We start from the raw sequence: 17,170 nt of genomic DNA on the forward strand, positions 1-17,170 counted from the left end.
ACCGTGGCATGACTCACCTTGACGTGTCCGGCGTCGGCGGCAGGCACTAGCGTCGGGGCCATGAGCGACCTCACCGTCGGCTACGCCGCCATGCTGGAGCAGTTCCACCCCGCCGAGTGCGTGCGCCTCACCGCACTCGCCGAGGAGCACGGGTTCTCGGGCTGCATGGCAGCCGACCACTTCCAGCCCTGGGTGCCGCAGCAGGGCCAGGCGGGCTTCGTCTGGAACGTGCTGACCGCCGTGGGCGAGCGCACGCGTGGTGACCTCGGCCCGGGCGTCACCTGCCCGAGCTTCCGGTTCCACCCGGCGATCGTGGCGCAGGCGGCGGCGACGCTCGAGGCGATGTACCCAGGCCGCTCCTGGCTCGGGCTCGGCACCGGCGAGGCGCTCAACGAGCACATCGTGCCGGGCTACTGGCCCGAGGCCGGCGAGCGCTCGCTGCGCATGTGGGAGGCGATCGAGCTCATCAACAAGCTCTTCACCGCCTCGCTCGAGGGCAAGGACGTCAAGCACGACGGCCGGTGGTTCAAGATGGAGACCACGCGCCTGTGGACCATGCCCGAGCAGGCACCGCCGATCATGGTGGCCACCGCCGGGCCGATCAACGCCAAGAAGACCGGCAAGTTCGCCGACGGCATGATCACGGTGGGGGCCCCGCTCGAGAAGATCGACGGGCTGTTCGGCAAGTTCGCCGAGGGCGCGCGCGAGGCCGGCAAGGACCCCGACTCCATGCCGAAGGTGCTGCAGCTGCACCTGTCGTGGGCTGAGACCGACGAGCAGGCGCTCACCAACGCGATGACGGAGTGGCCGAACGGCGGCATGAAGTTCGGCAAGGCCGACATCCGCAGCCCGCACGACTTCGCTGCGATGGCCCAGCTGGTGCGACCCGAGGACTTCGAGGGCCGCATGGTCATCTCGTCCGACCCCGACGTGCACCGGGCCGCCATCCAGAAGTTCGTCGACCTCGGCTTCGACCGCGTCTACCTGCACAACGTCGGACGCAACCAGGAGGACTGGATCCGCGTCTTCGGCGAGCAGGTCCTGCCCAAGCTGCACCGCTGATCGGGTGAAATCGACGAGAAGCGCCCGGGGGCCAGGTGGCAGGATCTAGCCCATGGACTCTGAGCGCGTAGCCGCACTGCGCGACGCCCTCGTCCACACGAGCTGGTGGTCGCGGGCGAGCGAGCTCGGCCGGGCCGTGCGCAGCACCCCCGGCCCCGGGCACCTGCTGCTCGTGGGGACGCCGCGCGTGGAGCCCTGGCACCTCGCGGCCCATCTGGACGACGAGGCGCGGCTCAACGCGCTGCCCCAGATCGCGCCACAGCTCGTGCGCTGGAACCCACCCGAGCAGGCTCCCGACCACCTCACCATCGGCCTCGGCCGGCTCGAGCAGGTCAGCCGCGGCGAGACCGTCTTCGTCGTCGCCCCGGACGCCGCCCCCGACCCGTTGCTCGAGCGCGTCGACGACGCCCGGCGGATCGGCGCGACGGTGTTGGCCCTCGACGGCGGCGACGAGCAGCTGGGATCGCTGGCGCACGAGCGGATGACCGTGAGCAGCAGCGGGCTCGTGGTGCCCGAGGGGCTGCTGCCTCACGCGCCGCGAGCCGCGCGGCCGCTGTTCTCCATCAACGAGGACGACGATCGCGGACTGCCGCCGGAGGTACTGGCTGGGCTCGCCCTGCCTGCCTCGTTCGACCTCGCTCAGCACTTCGTCAGCGCGGCGGCCGGCTTGCCGCCCGTGGGCGGCCGCCGCGGGTGGCGCGACCGGCTCGGCCACCTCATCGACCTGATCAGCGGACCCTCGCCCCGGCAGAACACGGGTCAGTGAGTCAGTGATGTCAGTGAGTACCGGTCAGTGAGCAAGTTCCACGTCGACGTCTCGCCGCTGCGGGCGTCGCGCGACTTCCGGTTGCTGCTGTCGGCCGGCACGGTCTTCTACGTCGGCGGCATGGTCACCTACGTCGCCGTGCCGTTCCAGCTCTACCACCTCACCGGCTCCAACTTCGCCGTCGGCGCCGTCGGGCTCGTCGAGCTCGTGCCCCTCGTGGTGTTCGGGCTGTACGGCGGTGCGCTGGCCGACCACGTCGACCGCCGGGCGATGCTCGTGGTCACCGGCCTGGCCCAGATCGCGCTCACGACGGTGCTGCTCGCCAACGCCGCCGTCTCCCGCCCTCAGGTGTGGCTGATCTACGTCGTGGCTGCGCTGCTCTCGGTGGCGCAGTCGCTGCAGCGTCCCAGCCGCGAGGCACTGATCCCCCGCGTCGTGCCGCACCACCTGCTGTCGTCGGCGGTCGCGCTGTCGTCGTTGGGCATGGAGGTCGGCGCGGTCATCGGTCCCACCATCGGTGGCCTGCTGCTGGCCGGCCCGGGGGCGGCCTGGGCCTATGGCGTCGACGTCGCCGGCCTGGTGGTGGCCACCGCGCTGTTCTTCGCGCTGCGCCGCTACCCGCCGTCCGAGCACAGCACGCCACCCAGCCTCGCCGGCATCCTCGAGGGCATCCGGTACGCCGTCGGCCGCCGCGACCTGCTCGGCACGTACCTGGTCGACCTCGTCGCCATGTTCATGGCCGTCCCCGTCGTGCTCTTCCCGGCGCTGGCGTCGCAGGTGTTCCACCGTCCTGAGCTGCTGGGGGCGCTCTACACCGCCGAGACCGTCGGAGCGCTGGTCGCGAGCGCCACGAGTGGCTGGGCTGCGCACGTCACGCGTCACGGGCGCGCCATCGTGATCGCCGCGATGTGCTGGGGCGGCGCGGTCGCGCTCGCCGGCCTGGCGCCGTCGATCTGGATCGCGGTGGTGCTGCTGGCCGTCGCGGGTGGCGCGGACTCGATCAGCGCGATCTTCCGCGGCACCGTGTGGCACCAGACCATCCCCGACACCATGCGGGGCCGCATGGCCGGCATCGAGATGCTGTCGTACTCCCTCGGCCCCCTCGGCGGGCAGGCGCGCAGCGGCATCGTCGCCGACCTGACGTCAGTGCGGGCGTCGATCGTCAGCGGCGGAGCACTCTGCGTCGTCGGGGTGGCGGCGACCGCGGCCTCGCTGCGCAGCTTCTGGCGCTACGACGCCCGCACCGACGAGCACGCGGTGCGCGAGCGCGAGCGCCGCGCGGCGGCCGGTGAGGTGAGCGGGCCGATGTCGGAGCCGGCCTGAGCCGGCGCAGGGATCACTCGTCGTCGCCGCGCCATTCGCGGTCCTCGCGGTCCCAGTCCTCGGTGCGCTGGTGCGCCGACTCCAGCGCCTGCTCGGCCTCGGCCCGGGTGGCGTAAGGGCCGAGCAGGTCCTTGCTCTGGCTCTTGTCCGCGATCTCCTCGACCTGGCCGGTGCGCGTGTTGAAGTAGTACTCACCCATGTCGCGCATCCTGCCGCCTGCGGCCGCGACGCGCATCCTGCGGCGCCCACCTAGACTCGACGGCATGTCGACCACCCTGGCCAGCGTGACTCCCGGCAGGATCTCGCCCCGGCGCCCGGTGCCGGCGTCCATCGTGCGGCCCGAGTACGTCGACCAGCCGGCCCCGGAGCGCTTCACCGGCCCGGAGGTGAAGTCCCCGGAGATCATCGAGCGCATGCGCGTCGCCGGACGCCTTGCGGCGCAGGCGATGGCGGCGGCTGCAGAGGTGATCGCGCCGGGCGTCACCACCGACGAGATCGACCGCGTGGGTCACGAGTTCCTGCTCGACCACGGCGCGTACCCGTCGACGCTCGGCTACCGCGGCTTCCCCAAGTCGTTGTGCACCAGCGTCAACGAGGTGGTGTGCCACGGCATCCCTGACGACCGCCGGCTCGAGGACGGCGACATCGTCAACATCGACATCACCGCGTACGTCACGATCGACGGCATCGGGGTGCACGGCGACACCGACGCCACCTACCTGGTGGGCGACGTCGACGAGGAGTCGCGACTGCTCGTCGAGCGCACCCACGAGGCGATGATGCGCGGCATCAAGGCGGTGCGGCCGGGCCGGCAGATCAACGTCATCGGCCGGGTGATCGAGTCCTACGCCAAGCGCTTCGGGTACGGCGTGGTGCGCGACTTCACCGGGCACGGCATCGGCACCGCGTTCCACTCCGGTCTCGTCGTGCCGCACTACGACGCGGCACCGCACTACAGCGACGTCATCGAGCCGGGCATGACCTTCACGATCGAGCCGATGCTCAACCTCGGCACGCACGAGTGGCAGATGTGGGACGACGGCTGGACCGTCGTCACCAACGACCGCAGGCGCTCGGCGCAGTTCGAGCACACGCTGCTGGTCACCGACACCGGCGCCGAGATCCTGACCCTGCCGTGAGCGCCGCTCACCGCCCCACCGTCCACCGCCTCGGAGGCACCTGATGACCCGCTCCCTGAGCCGTCCCCGCCGCGGCCGCGTGATCGCCGGTGTGTGCGCCGGCCTCGCGCGCCGCTTCGGCCTGAGCGCCGGCACGGTGCGGCTGATCTTCGTGCTCTCGTGCCTGCTGCCGGGACCGCAGGTGCTGGTGTACCTCGTGCTGTGGGTCGTGATGCCGCAGGACGCCGAGTGAGCGGCGAGGCGCACCCCGCGGCGCTCGGCATCGACGTCGGCGGTTCGGGCATCAAGGGGGCCCCCGTCGACCTGCGCACCGGCGCGCTCACGGCTGACCGGCTGCGCATCGAGACGCCCCAACCTGCGACGCCGTCCGCCGTCGCCGACGTGGTCGGCGAGATCGCGCGGCACTTCGCCGACGAGCTGGGCGACGGGCCGATCGGTGTCACGGTGCCCGGCGTCGTCACCCGAGGCATCGTGCGCAGCGCCGCGAACATCGACCCCACCTGGATCGGCACGGACGCCGACACCCTGCTCAGCGAGCGCGTGGGCCGGGACGTCCACGTGGTCAACGACGCCGACGCGGCCGGCGTGGCCGAGGCGCGCTTCGGGGCCGCCCGCGACCAGCGCGGGCTGGTGCTCGTGACCACCCTGGGCACCGGGATCGGCACGGCCCTGCTGCTCGACGGCCGGCTCGTGCCCAACAGCGAGCTGGGCCACCTCGAGATCGACGGCCACGACGCCGAGTCGCGGGCTGCGGCGTCGGCGCGCGAGCTCGAGGATCTGTCGTGGGAGGAGTGGGCCGAGCGCCTGCAGCGGTACTACGGCGTGGTCGAGGACCTGCTGTGGCCGTCGCTGATCGTCGTCGGCGGTGGCGTCAGCCGCAAGGCCGACAAGTTCCTGCCCCTGCTGCACCTGCGGGCCCCCATCATCCCGGCCGGGCTGCGCAACCAGGCCGGCATCGTCGGGGCGGCGCTGCTCGCCTACGAGGAGCGCGGCAGCCGGCCCTGACGACGCACGACGTCCGTCAACCGCACGCGCAGCATCTCCGCAGTGACGTCGAGCTCGGCGGCCGCTGCGGCCTCGTCGTCGGGATAGAGCGCCAGCGCGCGCCGCAGCTCGGGGCGCGGCACCAGCCTCCGGGCCGCCCACTGGTCTGCGGCCACCTCGGCCCGCGCCGAGAGCCGGTCGGCGCCCGTGACGTCCGGCAGGCCGGTGTGCCCGAGGACGACGTGCCCCAGCTCGTGCGCGAGCACGCAGCGGGCGGCGCGCCGGTCGAGCCGGTCGTCGAGCAGGATCACCCGCTCGTCAGGGCACCACCATCCCCGGCCCTCGTCGAGCCGGCAGCGGTGCAGCAAGATGTCCGGACGCCGGGCCAGCTCCGCCCACGGCGACCACGCCGTGCGCCTGCGCCGATCGCTCGCCCACGACACCCGCACCTCCACCGCACCCGGCGCCCGGCCGAGTGCCGGGAACCTGACGATGGTCGCGGCCGGCACTGACAGCGGCCGGCTGGGCTACCGCTGCGGCTCGTCGCCCCTGCGCACGCGCTGCGCCGTGGCAGTCGCCTTGCGCGCGCCGGCCGCCGAACCCCCGGCGCGCCGGGCACCCTTCGCCACGGCGCGCAGCTCCTCGTCAGTCGGCCGCTCCTTCTCGGCGGCGTCGAGGATGGCGTCGATCACCGAGAGCACGACGGCGCGCTCGGCCTTGGTGAGGGTGTCGGCCCGGCGGGGCAGCTCGAAGGGGCCCTGCGGGATGCGCTGCCCGGCCACCTCGAGGATGTCCTGCAGCGGCAGGTCCAGCGCGAGGGCCAGACCCTCCGCCGTCTCCAGCGTGATCGACCCGGAGTGCCGGCCCAGCTTCAGCAGCCGCAAGGTCTCGTACGAGATCTTGCCCTCCGAGCGGGCGGCGGCGCGGCGCGTGGGCATCGGCCCGCGGTGGTCGCCGAGCTCCTTCAGCCGTCGGTCGACCAGCTGCTGCAGGTGCCGAGCGTTCTTCACAGTCGTCCTCTCCGGCCACTCGCGGTGGCGTTCTCCGGGCCAGCCATTCACCGTCGCGATGGCTACGTCGAGCCGGCGCTGACAAGCCCCGCGCCGCAGCGGCCGCCGCACACCGCGACTGACCTGCGGCCCGATCATGAAGGGGTGGTTGTCACCCTGACAACTATTCTGTATTGCCATGCCTGCCGTTTGTCAGCGGTGTCCGGATCGGGCAACATGTCCGCCGTCGATGTCGCGCGTGGGGAACCAGCCGAAGGGGGCCGGATGAAGGTCAGGGACGCCGCCACGATCCGTCGGGTACGTGAGCTGCGCGGGCTCAGCCAGCGCGAGCTGGCGTACCTGTGTCGGCCGTGTTCGCAGACCACGATCTACCTGCTCGAGAGCGGGCGGATGCGCTCGCTCAGCCCGCAGCTCGCCGTCCGGATCGCCAAGCGACTCGACGCCGACGTGCTCGACCTGTTCGTCGAACGCCCCTGATTCGCACAGCGGCACTCACCCCCTAAGCCGCGGACGGCGGAGTCGGTGGTCTCCCCCACGGCCGGCTCCGCCGTCCGCTTCTCACTACGCTGACGACACCCCGGCAGCCGGTTGCTCGAGGTGCGGACGAGCCAGCCGGTACGCCGGGTTCTGTCCCCGCGCGCGGTCACCCGCGCGCGGGTGGCGACCATCCATCTCGGCGGACCGTTGCCGGCCCGCTCCAGCGGTCTACCCGGGAGCTCGGGCGGGCCGCCCTCGAACGCTCCCTGTCTGACCTTGCTCCGGGTGGGGTTTACCGAGCCACCCCCGTCACCGGGGGTGCTGGTGGTCTCTTACACCACCGTTTCACCCTTACCGGGCCGGCGAACCGGCCCGGCGGTCTACTTTCTGTGGCACTGTCCCGCGGGTCACCCCGGGTGGGCGTTACCCACCACCCTGCCCTGCGGAGCCCGGACGTTCCTCGGCACCGGACGAACCGGTGACGCGGCCGCCTGGCTGACTCGTCCGCGGGGTCATCGTAGCGCCCGCGGCCTGGGTGGCGGAAAGGGTTCGGTGGCGGCGGTCAGCGCAGACGGCGGCGGCGGGGCTTCGGCGGGGCGGTGCCGACCAGGACGGCGGCGAAGCGCGCCAGGTGGTAGCCGCCGATGGTGACCACGCTGCCGAGCGCGATCCCGGTGAAGGCGTAGTTGTCACCGAACTTCAGCGAGATGCCACCTCCGATGGCCACGACGACGCCGGCGGCCACCGGCACGAGGTTCACCGGCTCCCCGAAGTCGACCCTGTTGACCAGCCAGATCTTGGCCCCCAGCAGGCCGATCATGCCGTACAGCACCACGGTGATACCGCCGATGACACCGCCCGGCGTGGCCTCGATGATCGCGCCGAACTTCGGGCTGAGACCGAGCACGATCGCGATCACCGCCGCGACGTAGTACGCCGCGACCGAGTACACCCTGGTCGCCGCCATGACGCCGATGTTCTCGGCGTAGGTCGTGGTCGGCGCGCTGCCGACGGCGCTGGCGAGCACGGTCGTGATGCCGTCCGCGGCGATCGTGCGGCCGACGTACGGGTCGAGGTCGCGGTCGATCATCTGCGACACCGCCTTGACGTGCCCGAGGTTCTCGGCCACCAGTGCCACCACCGCCGGCACGACGAGCAGCACGAACAGCCAGTGGAACTGCGGCAGGTGCCAGCCCACGATGGGCGTGCCGTCGGAAGTCACTCCTCCGGTGTGCGGGGGCAGGCCGATCCACGGCGCGTCGTGCAGGCGCGACCAGTTGACGCGGTCGCGGGTGCGCAGGGTGAGGGTGTTGGGGTCGATCGAGTTGATCGGCCCGGTCAGCCGGTCGAGCACGAACGACAGCACGTAACCGAACACCAGGCCGATCAGCACCGCCATCCGCCCGAAGGTGCCGCGCCCAGCGACGAGCAGCACGGTGACGAACACCATCGTCGCGAACGCCACCCAGGGATCCTGCGGCCAGAACTTCTGCCCCACCAGCGGCGCGAGCGCGAGGCCGATGAGCATGACGACGGCGCCCGTGACCACCGGTGGCAGCACCGCCTCGACGACCGGCGCGCCGAGGAAGTGGATGACGACTCCCACCAGCGCGAGCACCACGCCGGCCACGAGGATCGACCCGGTGACGTCCGCCTCCCGGCCCCCCTGGTTGTAGATCGCCGCCGCACCGCCGACGAACGCCGCCGAGGAGCCGAGGTAGCTCGGCACGCGCCCGCGCACGATGAGCAGGAACAGGATGGTCGACACCCCGCTGGTCATGATGGCCAGCTGCGGGTCGAGGCCCATCGACACCGGGAAGAGGAACGTCGCGCCGAACATCGCGACCACGTGCTGCGCGCCGAACCCGATCGTGCGCGGCCACGACAGCCGCTGCTCAGGCAGGACGACCGGTCGCTCGCGCAGGTGACGACCTGACTTGCGGGCGTTGAACTCCAACGTCACGGGCGGATCCGCTCTGCTCGTCCGGCCGTTCTGGGTCAGGCCGGGGTGAACTCCACGCGCCGCTGGTCGACGTCCGCCGCTGCGAGGCGCACGCGCAGTGTCGCACCGAGCTGCACGTCACCCGTCACGGGCGCCAGCACCGGCGGCTCGGTCAATTGAACGACGCCGCCCGTGCTGCTGTCCGGGACTTCGCCGACCTTCGCCGCATCGGCTCGTCCGTCGACGTCCACCACGACCGCCTCGAACGTGTCGCCGACCCGGTGCGCCAGCACGGCCGCCTCGACCGCATCGGTGCAGGCGCGCTCGAGCCGGCCGGCCTGCTGGTCGGAGGTCGCCATGGCCGAGGCGAGCGTGGGCAGGGCCTCGCGCACCCAGCCGGGCACGTCGGCGTCGCGGCACAGCGCCTCGCACACCACCAACCCGAACCGGTCGACCAGCCGGCGCAGCGGCGCGGTGACGTGGGCGTACTGGTCGGCCACGGCCGCGTGCCCGGTGGTCTCGGGCACCGCACCGTCGAACGGCGTGTAGCCGGCCCCTCGGAACAGCGCCGTGGCCTCGTGGATCAGCGCGAGATGGTGGGGGTTGCTGCGGTCGAGGCCGCGCAGGAAGTCGCCGTACGCCTGCTCGGCCGGCCAACGGGCGCCCAGGGCCACGGCCTGACGGCGAAAGCGCGCCACGGCCCGGTGGTCGGGGTCGGGCATGGTGCGCAGGATGCCGACCTGACCGGCGAGCATCATGTCGGCGGCGGCCATGCCGGTGAGCAGCGAGATCTGGGCGTTCCAGTCCTCGACCTGCGACGGCGGCCGCCAACGCAGCACGTAGTGGCCGTCGTCGAGCTCGACCTCCTGCTCGGGCATCGGCAGGCTGGCCCCGCCGCGCGCCGACTCCAGGGCGATCCGCCGCTCGCCGACCTCACGCAGCAGCGCGATCCGCTCGTCGACGCGGCCGGCGTCGAGCTCGGCCTGCAGCGAGTCGTAGTCGAGCCGGTCGACGCTGCGCACCATGGCGCGGCGCACGTCGGCGCCCCGCAGCTCGCCGTCGCCGTCCAGCCGCAGGTCCCAGACGAACGCCGGCCGCACCTGGCCGGGCAGCAGGCTGGCGGCGTCCTCACTGATCACCGGCGGGTGCAGGGGGGTGCGGCGGTCGGGCGCGTAGAGGGTCTGGCCCCGGCGGCGCGCCTCGAGGTCGATCGGGCCACCCGGCGCCACGAAGGCCGGGACGTCGGCGATCGCGTACCGCACGCGAAAGCCTGCGCCCTCGCGGTCGAGGGCCATGGCCTGGTCGAGGTCGGTGGAGCCGGCCGGGTCGATGGTGAAGAACGCGACGTCGGTGAGGTCGCCGGTCGGCACGTCCGGATCGGCCGCGGCCGTGCGCGCGGCGTCGAGGACGTCATCCGGGAACGCCTGGGGCACACCGAGCTCGGCGCGGATGGAGTCGAACACCGCGTCGAGGTGCGCCGCAGCCGCACGCTCGTGGTCGACGCGGAGGCGGACACGTCGCTGAGCCATGCGCGTCACCCTAACGACGGTGGCCGGTGAGGGCATCGTGGAACGGCGCGACTACGCTCCCTGCGTGCTGGTGCTGCTGCCGCCCTCGGAAGGCAAGTCCCGCCCGTCGGCGCGCCGGGGCCGCCTCGCCCTCGAGCGTCTGTCGTGGCCCGAGCTCACGCCCGCTCGCCAGCAGGTGCTGCACGCGCTGGAGCAGGTGAGCGCCCGGCCCGACGCCCTCGCCGTCCTCGGCGTGGGCGCGTCGCTGGCCGGCGAGGTCGCGGCCAACACCTCGCTCGCGACCGCTCCTGCGGCCCCGGCGTCAGAGATCTACAGCGGCGTGCTCTACGACGCGCTGGATGCCGCGACGCTCTCGGCCACCGGCCGCCGTCGGGCGATGCGCCGGCTGGTGGTGGTGTCGGCCCTGTGGGGCGCCGTGCGGTGGGGCGACCGCATCCCCGCCTACCGGTTGTCGATGGGCACGACGCTGCCGGGCGTGGGCCCACTGGCGACCTTCTGGCGGGCCCGTCTCGACGGCGTGCTCGACGCCGCAGCGGGCTCCGGTCTGGTGGTCGACTGCCGGTCGTCGACCTACCAGGCGGCCTGGCAACCCCCTGCGTCCATCGCGCGGCGGACAGTGGGCGTCCGCGTGCTCCAGGACGTCGACGGCGAGCGCACCGTGGTGTCGCACATGGCCAAGCACACCCGCGGGCTCGTCGTCCGACAGCTGCTGGAGGCCGATGCCGAGCCGCGCACGCCCCGCGCGCTGGCTGCCGCAGTAGGGGCCGGGCTCGGTGGGGCGTTCGAGTGCGAGCTGGTCGAGCCCCCGCGATCCGGGCGTCCCTGGACCCTCGACGTCGTGGTGCGGCCGTGATCGGCCCGTGACCGCGGCCTCGCTGGCAGCCGACACCGGCGTGCTCGTGAGCCTGCTCGACGACCTGGCGCACCGCGTGGTTCCGGTGCTGGCGTTCCTCGTGGCCATCACGGTGGTGGCCGAGCTCAGCGAGGCCGCCGGGGTGTTCGAGGTGGCCGCCGCCCGGGCGGCGCGGGTGGCCCGCGGGCGGGTCTGGCTGCTGTGGGCCCTGGTCGTGGCGCTCTCGACGGCGGCCACGGTCGTGCTGTCGCTCGACACCACCGCGGTGCTGCTCACCCCGGTGGTGCTCACGCTGGCGCGCCGGCTCGGCGTGTCGACCGCGGCCTTCGCGATGACCACGGTGTGGCTGGCCAACACCGCCTCGCTGCTGCTGCCGGTGTCGAACCTCACGAACCTGCTTTCGCTGCACCGCATGCACGACCTCGGCGTCGACGTCGGCGGGTTCGTCCGCCTCACGTGGCTGCCGGCGCTGGCCGCGGTCGTCGTCACCGTAGGGGTGCTCGCGGTGATGTTCCGTCAGGAGCTGGCGGGCCACTACGAGCACCCGCCTCTGCCCGAGCCCCACGACCGGCTGCTGCTGGTGCTCTCGGCGACCGTGTGCGTGCTGCTCGCTCCCGCCTTCGTGTCGGGGGTCAACGTGGCGTGGCCCGCCGCGGCCGCGGCCGTGCTGCTGGTGACGCTCTTCGCGTGGCGCGACCGGCGGCCCCTGCGGTGGTCGCTGCTCCCGTGGCGTGCGGTCGCGCTGGTGGCCGTGCTGTTCACCGTGGTCACGCTGCTGGGCCGCGCCGGCCTCAGCACGCTGCTCGCCACCGCCGCCGGTTCCGGCGAAGGCTTCTGGCCCTACCTGCGCCTGGCCGCGGCCGGCGCCGTCACGTCAAACGGCCTCGACAACCTGCCCGCCTACCTGGCGCTCGAGCCGGCCGCGGCGTCACCGACCCGGCTGGTGGCCCTGCTCGTGGGCGTGAACTGCGGTCCGCTCGTGACGCTCTGGGCGTCGCTGGCGACGCTGCTGTGGCGCGAGCGCTGCCGCTCGGCCGGTGTGTCGGTGACATGGTGGCGCTTCGCCCTGCGGGGCCTGGTGGTCGTGCCGCTGCTGCTCCTCGCCTGCAGCGCTGCCCTCACCCTCTCTCGCCCGTGATCACCGCAGAGGTCAGCCGAGGGTGGCCCAGACGGGGGGTCAGACGGGGAGGACGGAGACGATGGAGATGTCGCCGCTCGGGTAGCCCTTGGGTGACACGGTGACGTCGACGCGCCCAGTGAGGGTGATGGTCCACGGCACGACGTCGGCCGGCAGCGTCTCGCCCGGCACGTGCACCCGGTAGAGCCGCTGATGGACGTCGGAGTGCTCGTTGATCGTGCCGGCGAGCACGTTGAGCAGCTCGTTCGCGTTCTCCTGCAGCGACTCCGGCAGCTCGCGGTCCTCGATCGCAGCCTCGGCTCCGCCCGGGGGCACGAGGCCGAGGGCGGCCCCCGCGCTGGCTGTGAGCCCGAAGTCCATGACCACGACGCTCGTCAGCTGGTTGCGGTCGTCGACGTACACCGCGGTGCAGGGCCCGGGCCGGGCCTCCATGTCGGGCCGCCGCCCGTACGACAGCGTCACCTCGCGACCGAGCAGACCCTCGAAGAGGTCCTTGATCGACTGGTTGGTCGGCAGTCCCATCGCCGCCTCCTCAGGCCAGTACCGGTGAGAGGGCGTTCTCGAACGCCTCGGGCGTGAAGGGCTTGACGATCACGAACCGCGCGCCGGCGTTCTGCGCGAGCTCCTGCATGTCGTCAGAGCCCTCCGACGTCACGAAACCGAACTCCACGCCGTTCCCGGACGCCCGCAGGGCGCGCAGGAAGTCGATCCCGGTGAGGTTCGGCATGTTCCAGTCCGAGAGCACGAGGTCGGGCTCGGTCTCCGCGACCTTGGCCAGCCCATCGACGCCGTCCACGGCCTCGACGATCTCGTGACCACCGAAACCGGCCTGCCGCAACGTGCGCACGACGATCTGCCGCATCACGCGGCTGTCGTCGACGACCAGGATCCTCATCGTGCCCCTCCATCCACTGAGTCGACGGCGCTCGCCGTCGAGCGCCACACTGCGACGCGGGCGACGTGTCGCGCCCACTCCACCCCGATCCGACAGCACGGCTGCGCGTGAGGCAGCACCATGCCGTGGCTCACCAGCGGCAGACCCAGGTGGTTGTCGCCGGCGCACAGCGCCTTCACCTGACCGCCCACCACGTTCGCGATCTCTCCCAGCGCGTCCACGACGTCCTCGTCGCTCACGTCGTCCTCGGGGCCGAGGGCGAGCATCGCGCGGGCGATGGCGACGCCTGCCGTTCGCGGGCACGTGAACGTGACGACGCCGTTCCAGTCGCCGCTGATCGTGACGGCACTGGTCATCGCCTCGTCGAGGTTGAAGGCGTGGTCGACCCGCATCGCCGAGTGATCGAGGATCGACTCCCAGACCTCGCCCACGATGCTCCAGAGCTCGTCGCTGGAGACGAGCACCCCCTCAGCGGTGCTCATGCGCCGACCTCCTCGGGGACGAGCCCGAGCAGCAACAGCTTGTCGCGCAGGGCATCGGGGGTGAAGGGCTTGATGAGGTACTCGTGGGCACCGGCGGCCAGCGCGCGCACGATCTGCGACTGCTCGCTCTCGGTGGTCACCATCATGAGCGTGAGGTCGCGCCACTCCCGGTTGGCCCGCACCGTGGTGACGAACGTGAGGCCGTCCATGACGGGCATGTTCCAGTCGACGCACGCCAAGTTCGGCACGGGGCCTGCGGACCTGAGGACGTCCAGCGCCTGCTGGCCGTCCCCTGCCTCCACCACCTCGTACCCGAGGTCGACGAGGATCCGCGAGACGATGCGACGCATCGCCCGCGAATCGTCGATGACGAGTGCTCGCATCAGCCGTCCTTCCAGGTGCTCTGCTTGATCCGGTACACGGAGCCGCGGCCGATCGGCACGCGCTCCCAGGAGTCGTCGACCCCCATCGTGGTTTCGCTCGCCCCCATGAACAGGTAGCCGTCGGGAGCCAACAGACTGCGCAGGCGGCGCAGCACATCGCGTTTGGTCTCGAGGTCGAAGTAGATCAGCACGTTGCGCAAGAAGATGAGGTCGAACTGGCCCAACGGCGCCAGCGGTCGCACGAGGTTGAGCTGGCGGAACGACGTCACGGCCGCCAGCTCGGGCCGCACCCGCCACGCCGCGCCGTCACGCTCGAACCACCGCACGAGCTCGGACGCCGGCAGGCCGCGGTTCATCTCGAGCTGGCTGTAGCGACCGTTGCGGCAGCGCTCCACCATCTCGAGCGACAGGTCGGTGCCCAGCACCTCGAGCCGCCAGCCGGCCAGCTGAGGCGCGTCGAGCAGGTTCATGGCGATGCTGTAGGGCTCCTGGCCGCTGGAGCAGGCGGCCGACCACACGCGCAGGCGGCGCGACGTCGACCGGGCCGCCGCCAGCTCGGGCACGAGCTTGGTGCGCATCGCCACGAAGGGCTCGCTGTCGCGGAACCACGACGTCTCGTTGGTGGTGAGGGCCTCGACGATCTCGCGCACCACGGGCCCGTGCGGGGAACGCCGAGCCCGGGCCACGTAGGCGTCGATGTCGGCGTCGCCCTGGGCCCGCGCGAGCGGCAGCAGTCGGGACTCGACCAGGTACTCCTTGCCGGCCTCCAGCACGATGGCGCTCTCACGGCGCACCAGGTCGCAGACGAAGCCGAACGAGTCCGGCGCGATGGTCATCGCAGCTCACCGGCCCGAGTCAGCCGTCGGGTGATGGCCGGAGCCAGCTCAGCCAACGGCAGGACCTCCTCGGCGGCGCCGGCCTGAGCCACCGCTCCCGGCATGCCCCACACCACCGACGTCGGCTCGTCCTGGACGACGACGCTGCCGCCGGCTGTCACGACGTCCTGGCTCCCCCGCCGGCCGTCGGTACCCATACCGGTCAGCACGACCGCGAGCACGTCGCGCCCGTACACGCGGGCGGCACTGCGGAACAGCACGTCCACGGCGGGGCGGCAGAAGTTCTCGGGCGGCTCCTGGTTGATCGCCGTGACGACGCGACCACCCGACGACGTCAGGGCCAGGTGGTGGTCGCCGGGGGCGACGTAGACCCACCCCGGCTCGAGCACCTGACCCGCCTCGGCCTCCACCACGCGGAAGGGCAGCGTGCGGTCGAGCCGCATGGCGAACTGCTTGGTGAACACCGGTGGCATGTGCTGCACGACCGCCACCGGCACCGGAAGGTCAGTCGGCAGGTCGCTCAGCAGGCGCGTGAGGGCGTCGGGACCACCGGTGGAGCACCCGATCACCAGCGCCCGGAAGGGCGCCGAGCGCGCGGGCCGCGCCGCCAGCACGACCGGTCCGGACGTCGACGGCCGGCGCAGACCCGGGGCCGGAGCCTGGAGCGGCAGGGTCGTCGAGCGACCCGCGCTCTGCGGCCTCGGCACGAGCGCCTTGATCTTGGGCACGAGCGACTGACGCACCTGCTCCAGCGACTCGGAGATGCTGCCGACGTTGGCCGGCTTGGTGACGTAGTCGCTCGCACCGGCCTCGAGGGCGTCGAGCGTGGCCGTGGCCCCGCGCTCGGTGAGCGTGCTGAACATGATGACCGGCACGCGGTTACCCCGAGCGCGCATCTCGCGCACGGTCGCGATGCCGTCGAGCTCGGGCATCTCGATGTCGAGGGTCACCAGGTCGGGTGCCACCTGGTCGAGGCGGTTCAGCGCCAGTCGGCCGTTGGACGCGGTGGCGACGACCTCGATCTCGGGGTCCGACGCCAGCACGTCTGTGACCAGTCGGCGCACGACGACGGAGTCGTCGACGACCAGCACGCGCACAGGCGGCACCCGGGGCTCCTCACAGGATGTGCCGCACCGCCGCCGTGCTGGTCACGGGGCTGAGGGTGCGGCACCCTGCTTATCGGTCGCCCGGACGCCGACCTGAGCCCGGACGCCCCCCACGTGCCAGGTGCCACGGCGCGAGCAGCGTGCCCGTCTCGTCGTCACCGAGCAGGTCGATGACGAGCAGCGCCTGCAGCACGCCGCTCAGGGCGTTCCAGGAGCCGCGCGCGGCGTCTGTGGCGTTGAAGCCCGCCGTCCGGAACGCCGTGACCGCCAGCATCTGGACGCGCGCCGCCGTCCGCGTCCGGCCGGCGAGGTGGGCGGCCCAGCCGGCATCGTGCATGGCCGAGGTCCACGCGCCCTGCCCCGTGCGCAGCAGGTCGACGGCCGAGCGCCACTCGGCGCGGTCGGACTCGTCCCAGCTCGTGATCTCGTGCAGCACCGCGACGACGGCGTCCCCGGCGTCTGCTGCGTCTGCTGCGTCCCCCGCGTGAGCGGCACCAGCGCCCACGGCGTCGCGCGACGCGCTCACGTAGGGCGCGGCGAGATGGCGCCGGTCGTCGTCGCCCAGCAGCTGCGCGCAGTAGGCCGAGGTCGCGGCGTCGACCAGGACGTCGGCCGCGAGCCGGTCGCGCAGCCGCTGCAGGGCGATGTCGCCGGCGGTCTCCCACGTCCAGTCCAGGACCTCCCGGCGCACGAAGCGGTCGAGCGCCTGGAGGTCCCCGAGCGGCGCGGCACCCAGGCGCGTCACGAGCTCCTGGCTTCCGCGCTGGTCACCCGCGGCGGCCAGGTCGATCGCGTCGGCCGCGAGCTCGAGCGCCGCCCGCATCGGGGGGCGCTCCGCGGCGGCGCGGACGGCGGCGTCCCAGCACGCCGTCCGACAGGGTCCCGGGTGGGCGTTGGCCAGCTCCTGCAGCGCCGCAGCGTCGGCGTCGATGGCCCGCACCACCACCTCGGCGACGTTGGGCCCACCCGGCAGGCGGACCAGGTCGAACCCCAACGCTGAGGCGTTGACCAGCGAGTAGGTCATCGACGCACCCCGATCCGGCCGATCCGATGTTGACCGCACCAGCGTCCCGCTGCTGGCCAGGGCAGGCGAGCCGGACGGCGACGCGGTACCCGATCGGCAAGCCGTCGTGGCGCTCGGTCGCCCTCCGTGACCGTGCGTGATCTGCGTTGTACGCCGTGGTGGGTCAGTAGGTGAAGCGGGCGATCTGGGTGCGCAGCTCGGCAGCCATGGCCGACAGCTCA

The 17,170-nt window shown here is 72.5% G+C and carries 21 protein-coding genes and 1 other RNA gene; 9 read left to right on the forward strand and 13 right to left on the reverse strand.

Features of this window, described 5'->3' with window-relative positions; genetic code table 11:
- The first annotated feature begins 60 nt into the window (after positions 1-60).
- The 3 genes from ASD06_RS12160 to ASD06_RS12170 are packed head-to-tail and all read left to right on the forward strand — an operon-like array spanning position 61 to position 3,151.
- Positions 61-1,062: a TIGR03557 family F420-dependent LLM class oxidoreductase gene (locus ASD06_RS12160; protein WP_056677733.1), complete on the forward strand. Its 1,002-nt coding sequence runs from the start codon at positions 61-63 to the stop codon at positions 1,060-1,062.
- Positions 1,063-1,114: 52 nt separating this feature from the next.
- On the forward strand, positions 1,115-1,828 hold the full coding sequence (locus ASD06_RS12165) for a hypothetical protein (protein WP_056677736.1): 714 nt from the start codon (positions 1,115-1,117) through the stop codon (positions 1,826-1,828).
- A gap of 27 nt (positions 1,829-1,855) precedes the next feature.
- Positions 1,856-3,151 (forward strand): MFS transporter, encoded by a 1,296-nt coding sequence (locus ASD06_RS12170; protein ID WP_056677739.1) that lies wholly within the window; start codon positions 1,856-1,858, stop codon positions 3,149-3,151.
- A 13-nt stretch (positions 3,152-3,164) separates the two neighbouring features.
- Here the strand turns inward: ASD06_RS12170 and ASD06_RS12175 are convergent, their stop codons facing one another.
- Positions 3,165-3,350, reverse strand: coding sequence for a hypothetical protein (locus tag ASD06_RS12175; RefSeq protein WP_056677882.1), 186 nt, complete (start codon positions 3,348-3,350; stop codon positions 3,165-3,167).
- A gap of 64 nt (positions 3,351-3,414) precedes the next feature.
- Between ASD06_RS12175 and map the strand changes: the two genes are divergently transcribed.
- From map to ppgK, 3 genes are read left to right on the forward strand one after another with little or no spacing between them, the layout of a single operon-like run.
- Complete coding sequence (gene map / locus ASD06_RS12180; RefSeq protein ID WP_082537976.1) at positions 3,415-4,290, forward strand: type I methionyl aminopeptidase; 876 nt, start codon at positions 3,415-3,417, stop codon at positions 4,288-4,290.
- 43 nt (positions 4,291-4,333) lie between these two features.
- A complete protein-coding gene (locus ASD06_RS12185) occupies positions 4,334-4,522 on the forward strand; it encodes a PspC domain-containing protein (protein ID WP_056677746.1) in 189 nt (62 codons plus the stop codon).
- Positions 4,519-5,295 (forward strand): polyphosphate--glucose phosphotransferase, encoded by a 777-nt coding sequence (gene ppgK / locus ASD06_RS12190; protein ID WP_056677749.1) that lies wholly within the window; start codon positions 4,519-4,521, stop codon positions 5,293-5,295. Before ASD06_RS12185 ends, ppgK begins: the two co-directional genes overlap by 4 nt.
- On the opposite strand, the gene ASD06_RS12195 is transcribed toward ppgK, so the two are convergent.
- Entirely contained in the window at positions 5,268-5,717 is a 450-nt protein-coding gene (locus ASD06_RS12195) for an ImmA/IrrE family metallo-endopeptidase (protein ID WP_200942131.1), read from the reverse strand. The genes ppgK and ASD06_RS12195 overlap by 28 nt on opposite strands.
- Positions 5,718-5,801: 84 nt before the next feature.
- A complete protein-coding gene (locus ASD06_RS12200; protein WP_056677754.1) occupies positions 5,802-6,284 on the reverse strand; it encodes a hypothetical protein in 483 nt (160 codons plus the stop codon).
- Between the two features lie 264 nt (positions 6,285-6,548).
- Between ASD06_RS12200 and ASD06_RS19165 the strand changes: the two genes are divergently transcribed.
- Positions 6,549-6,761, forward strand: a complete 213-nt coding sequence (locus ASD06_RS19165) for a helix-turn-helix transcriptional regulator (RefSeq protein ID WP_056677757.1) — start codon at positions 6,549-6,551, stop codon at positions 6,759-6,761.
- Positions 6,762-6,884: 123 nt separating this feature from the next.
- Here ASD06_RS19165 and rnpB read toward each other — a convergent pair.
- The 3 genes from rnpB to ASD06_RS12215 form a co-directional block, all read right to left on the reverse strand.
- Positions 6,885-7,264, reverse strand: an RNA gene (gene rnpB / locus ASD06_RS12265) — RNase P RNA component class A.
- Between the two features lie 59 nt (positions 7,265-7,323).
- Complete coding sequence (locus tag ASD06_RS12210; protein WP_056677760.1) at positions 7,324-8,724, reverse strand: uracil-xanthine permease family protein; 1,401 nt, start codon at positions 8,722-8,724, stop codon at positions 7,324-7,326.
- A 35-nt stretch (positions 8,725-8,759) separates the two neighbouring features.
- Entirely contained in the window at positions 8,760-10,232 is a 1,473-nt protein-coding gene (locus tag ASD06_RS12215) for an RNB domain-containing ribonuclease (protein WP_056677763.1), read from the reverse strand.
- A 64-nt stretch (positions 10,233-10,296) separates the two neighbouring features.
- Between ASD06_RS12215 and ASD06_RS12220 the strand changes: the two genes are divergently transcribed.
- Positions 10,297-11,085: a YaaA family protein gene (locus tag ASD06_RS12220; protein WP_056677885.1), complete on the forward strand. Its 789-nt coding sequence runs from the start codon at positions 10,297-10,299 to the stop codon at positions 11,083-11,085.
- A gap of 7 nt (positions 11,086-11,092) precedes the next feature.
- Positions 11,093-12,223 (forward strand): SLC13 family permease, encoded by a 1,131-nt coding sequence (locus ASD06_RS12225; RefSeq protein ID WP_056677767.1) that lies wholly within the window; start codon positions 11,093-11,095, stop codon positions 12,221-12,223.
- Between the two features lie 39 nt (positions 12,224-12,262).
- Here the strand turns inward: ASD06_RS12225 and ASD06_RS12230 are convergent, their stop codons facing one another.
- The 7 genes from ASD06_RS12230 to ASD06_RS12260 form a co-directional block, all read right to left on the reverse strand.
- Positions 12,263-12,745 carry a hypothetical protein gene (locus ASD06_RS12230; RefSeq protein ID WP_056677769.1) on the reverse strand — a complete coding sequence of 161 codons (483 nt, stop codon included), beginning with the start codon at positions 12,743-12,745 and terminating at the stop codon, positions 12,263-12,265.
- Positions 12,746-12,755: 10 nt separating this feature from the next.
- Positions 12,756-13,118: a response regulator gene (locus ASD06_RS12235; RefSeq protein WP_056677772.1), complete on the reverse strand. Its 363-nt coding sequence runs from the start codon at positions 13,116-13,118 to the stop codon at positions 12,756-12,758.
- Complete coding sequence (locus ASD06_RS12240) at positions 13,115-13,600, reverse strand: chemotaxis protein CheX (protein WP_056677775.1); 486 nt, start codon at positions 13,598-13,600, stop codon at positions 13,115-13,117. The genes ASD06_RS12235 and ASD06_RS12240 overlap by 4 nt, the downstream gene beginning before the upstream one ends.
- Positions 13,597-13,983 (reverse strand): response regulator, encoded by a 387-nt coding sequence (locus ASD06_RS12245; RefSeq protein ID WP_056677778.1) that lies wholly within the window; start codon positions 13,981-13,983, stop codon positions 13,597-13,599. Before ASD06_RS12245 ends, ASD06_RS12240 begins: the two co-directional genes overlap by 4 nt.
- Positions 13,983-14,819, reverse strand: coding sequence for a protein-glutamate O-methyltransferase CheR (locus ASD06_RS12250; protein ID WP_056677780.1), 837 nt, complete (start codon positions 14,817-14,819; stop codon positions 13,983-13,985). Before ASD06_RS12250 ends, ASD06_RS12245 begins: the two co-directional genes overlap by 1 nt.
- On the reverse strand, positions 14,816-15,925 hold the full coding sequence (locus ASD06_RS12255; protein ID WP_056677783.1) for a chemotaxis response regulator protein-glutamate methylesterase: 1,110 nt from the start codon (positions 15,923-15,925) through the stop codon (positions 14,816-14,818). Before ASD06_RS12255 ends, ASD06_RS12250 begins: the two co-directional genes overlap by 4 nt.
- Before the next feature lie 70 nt (positions 15,926-15,995).
- Positions 15,996-16,949 carry a hypothetical protein gene (locus ASD06_RS12260; RefSeq protein ID WP_056677786.1) on the reverse strand — a complete coding sequence of 318 codons (954 nt, stop codon included), beginning with the start codon at positions 16,947-16,949 and terminating at the stop codon, positions 15,996-15,998.
- Positions 16,950-17,170 lie beyond the last annotated feature (221 nt).

Origin of the sequence: Angustibacter sp. Root456, from assembly GCF_001426435.1 — a bacterium.
GTDB lineage: Bacteria > Actinomycetota > Actinomycetes > Actinomycetales > Angustibacteraceae > Angustibacter.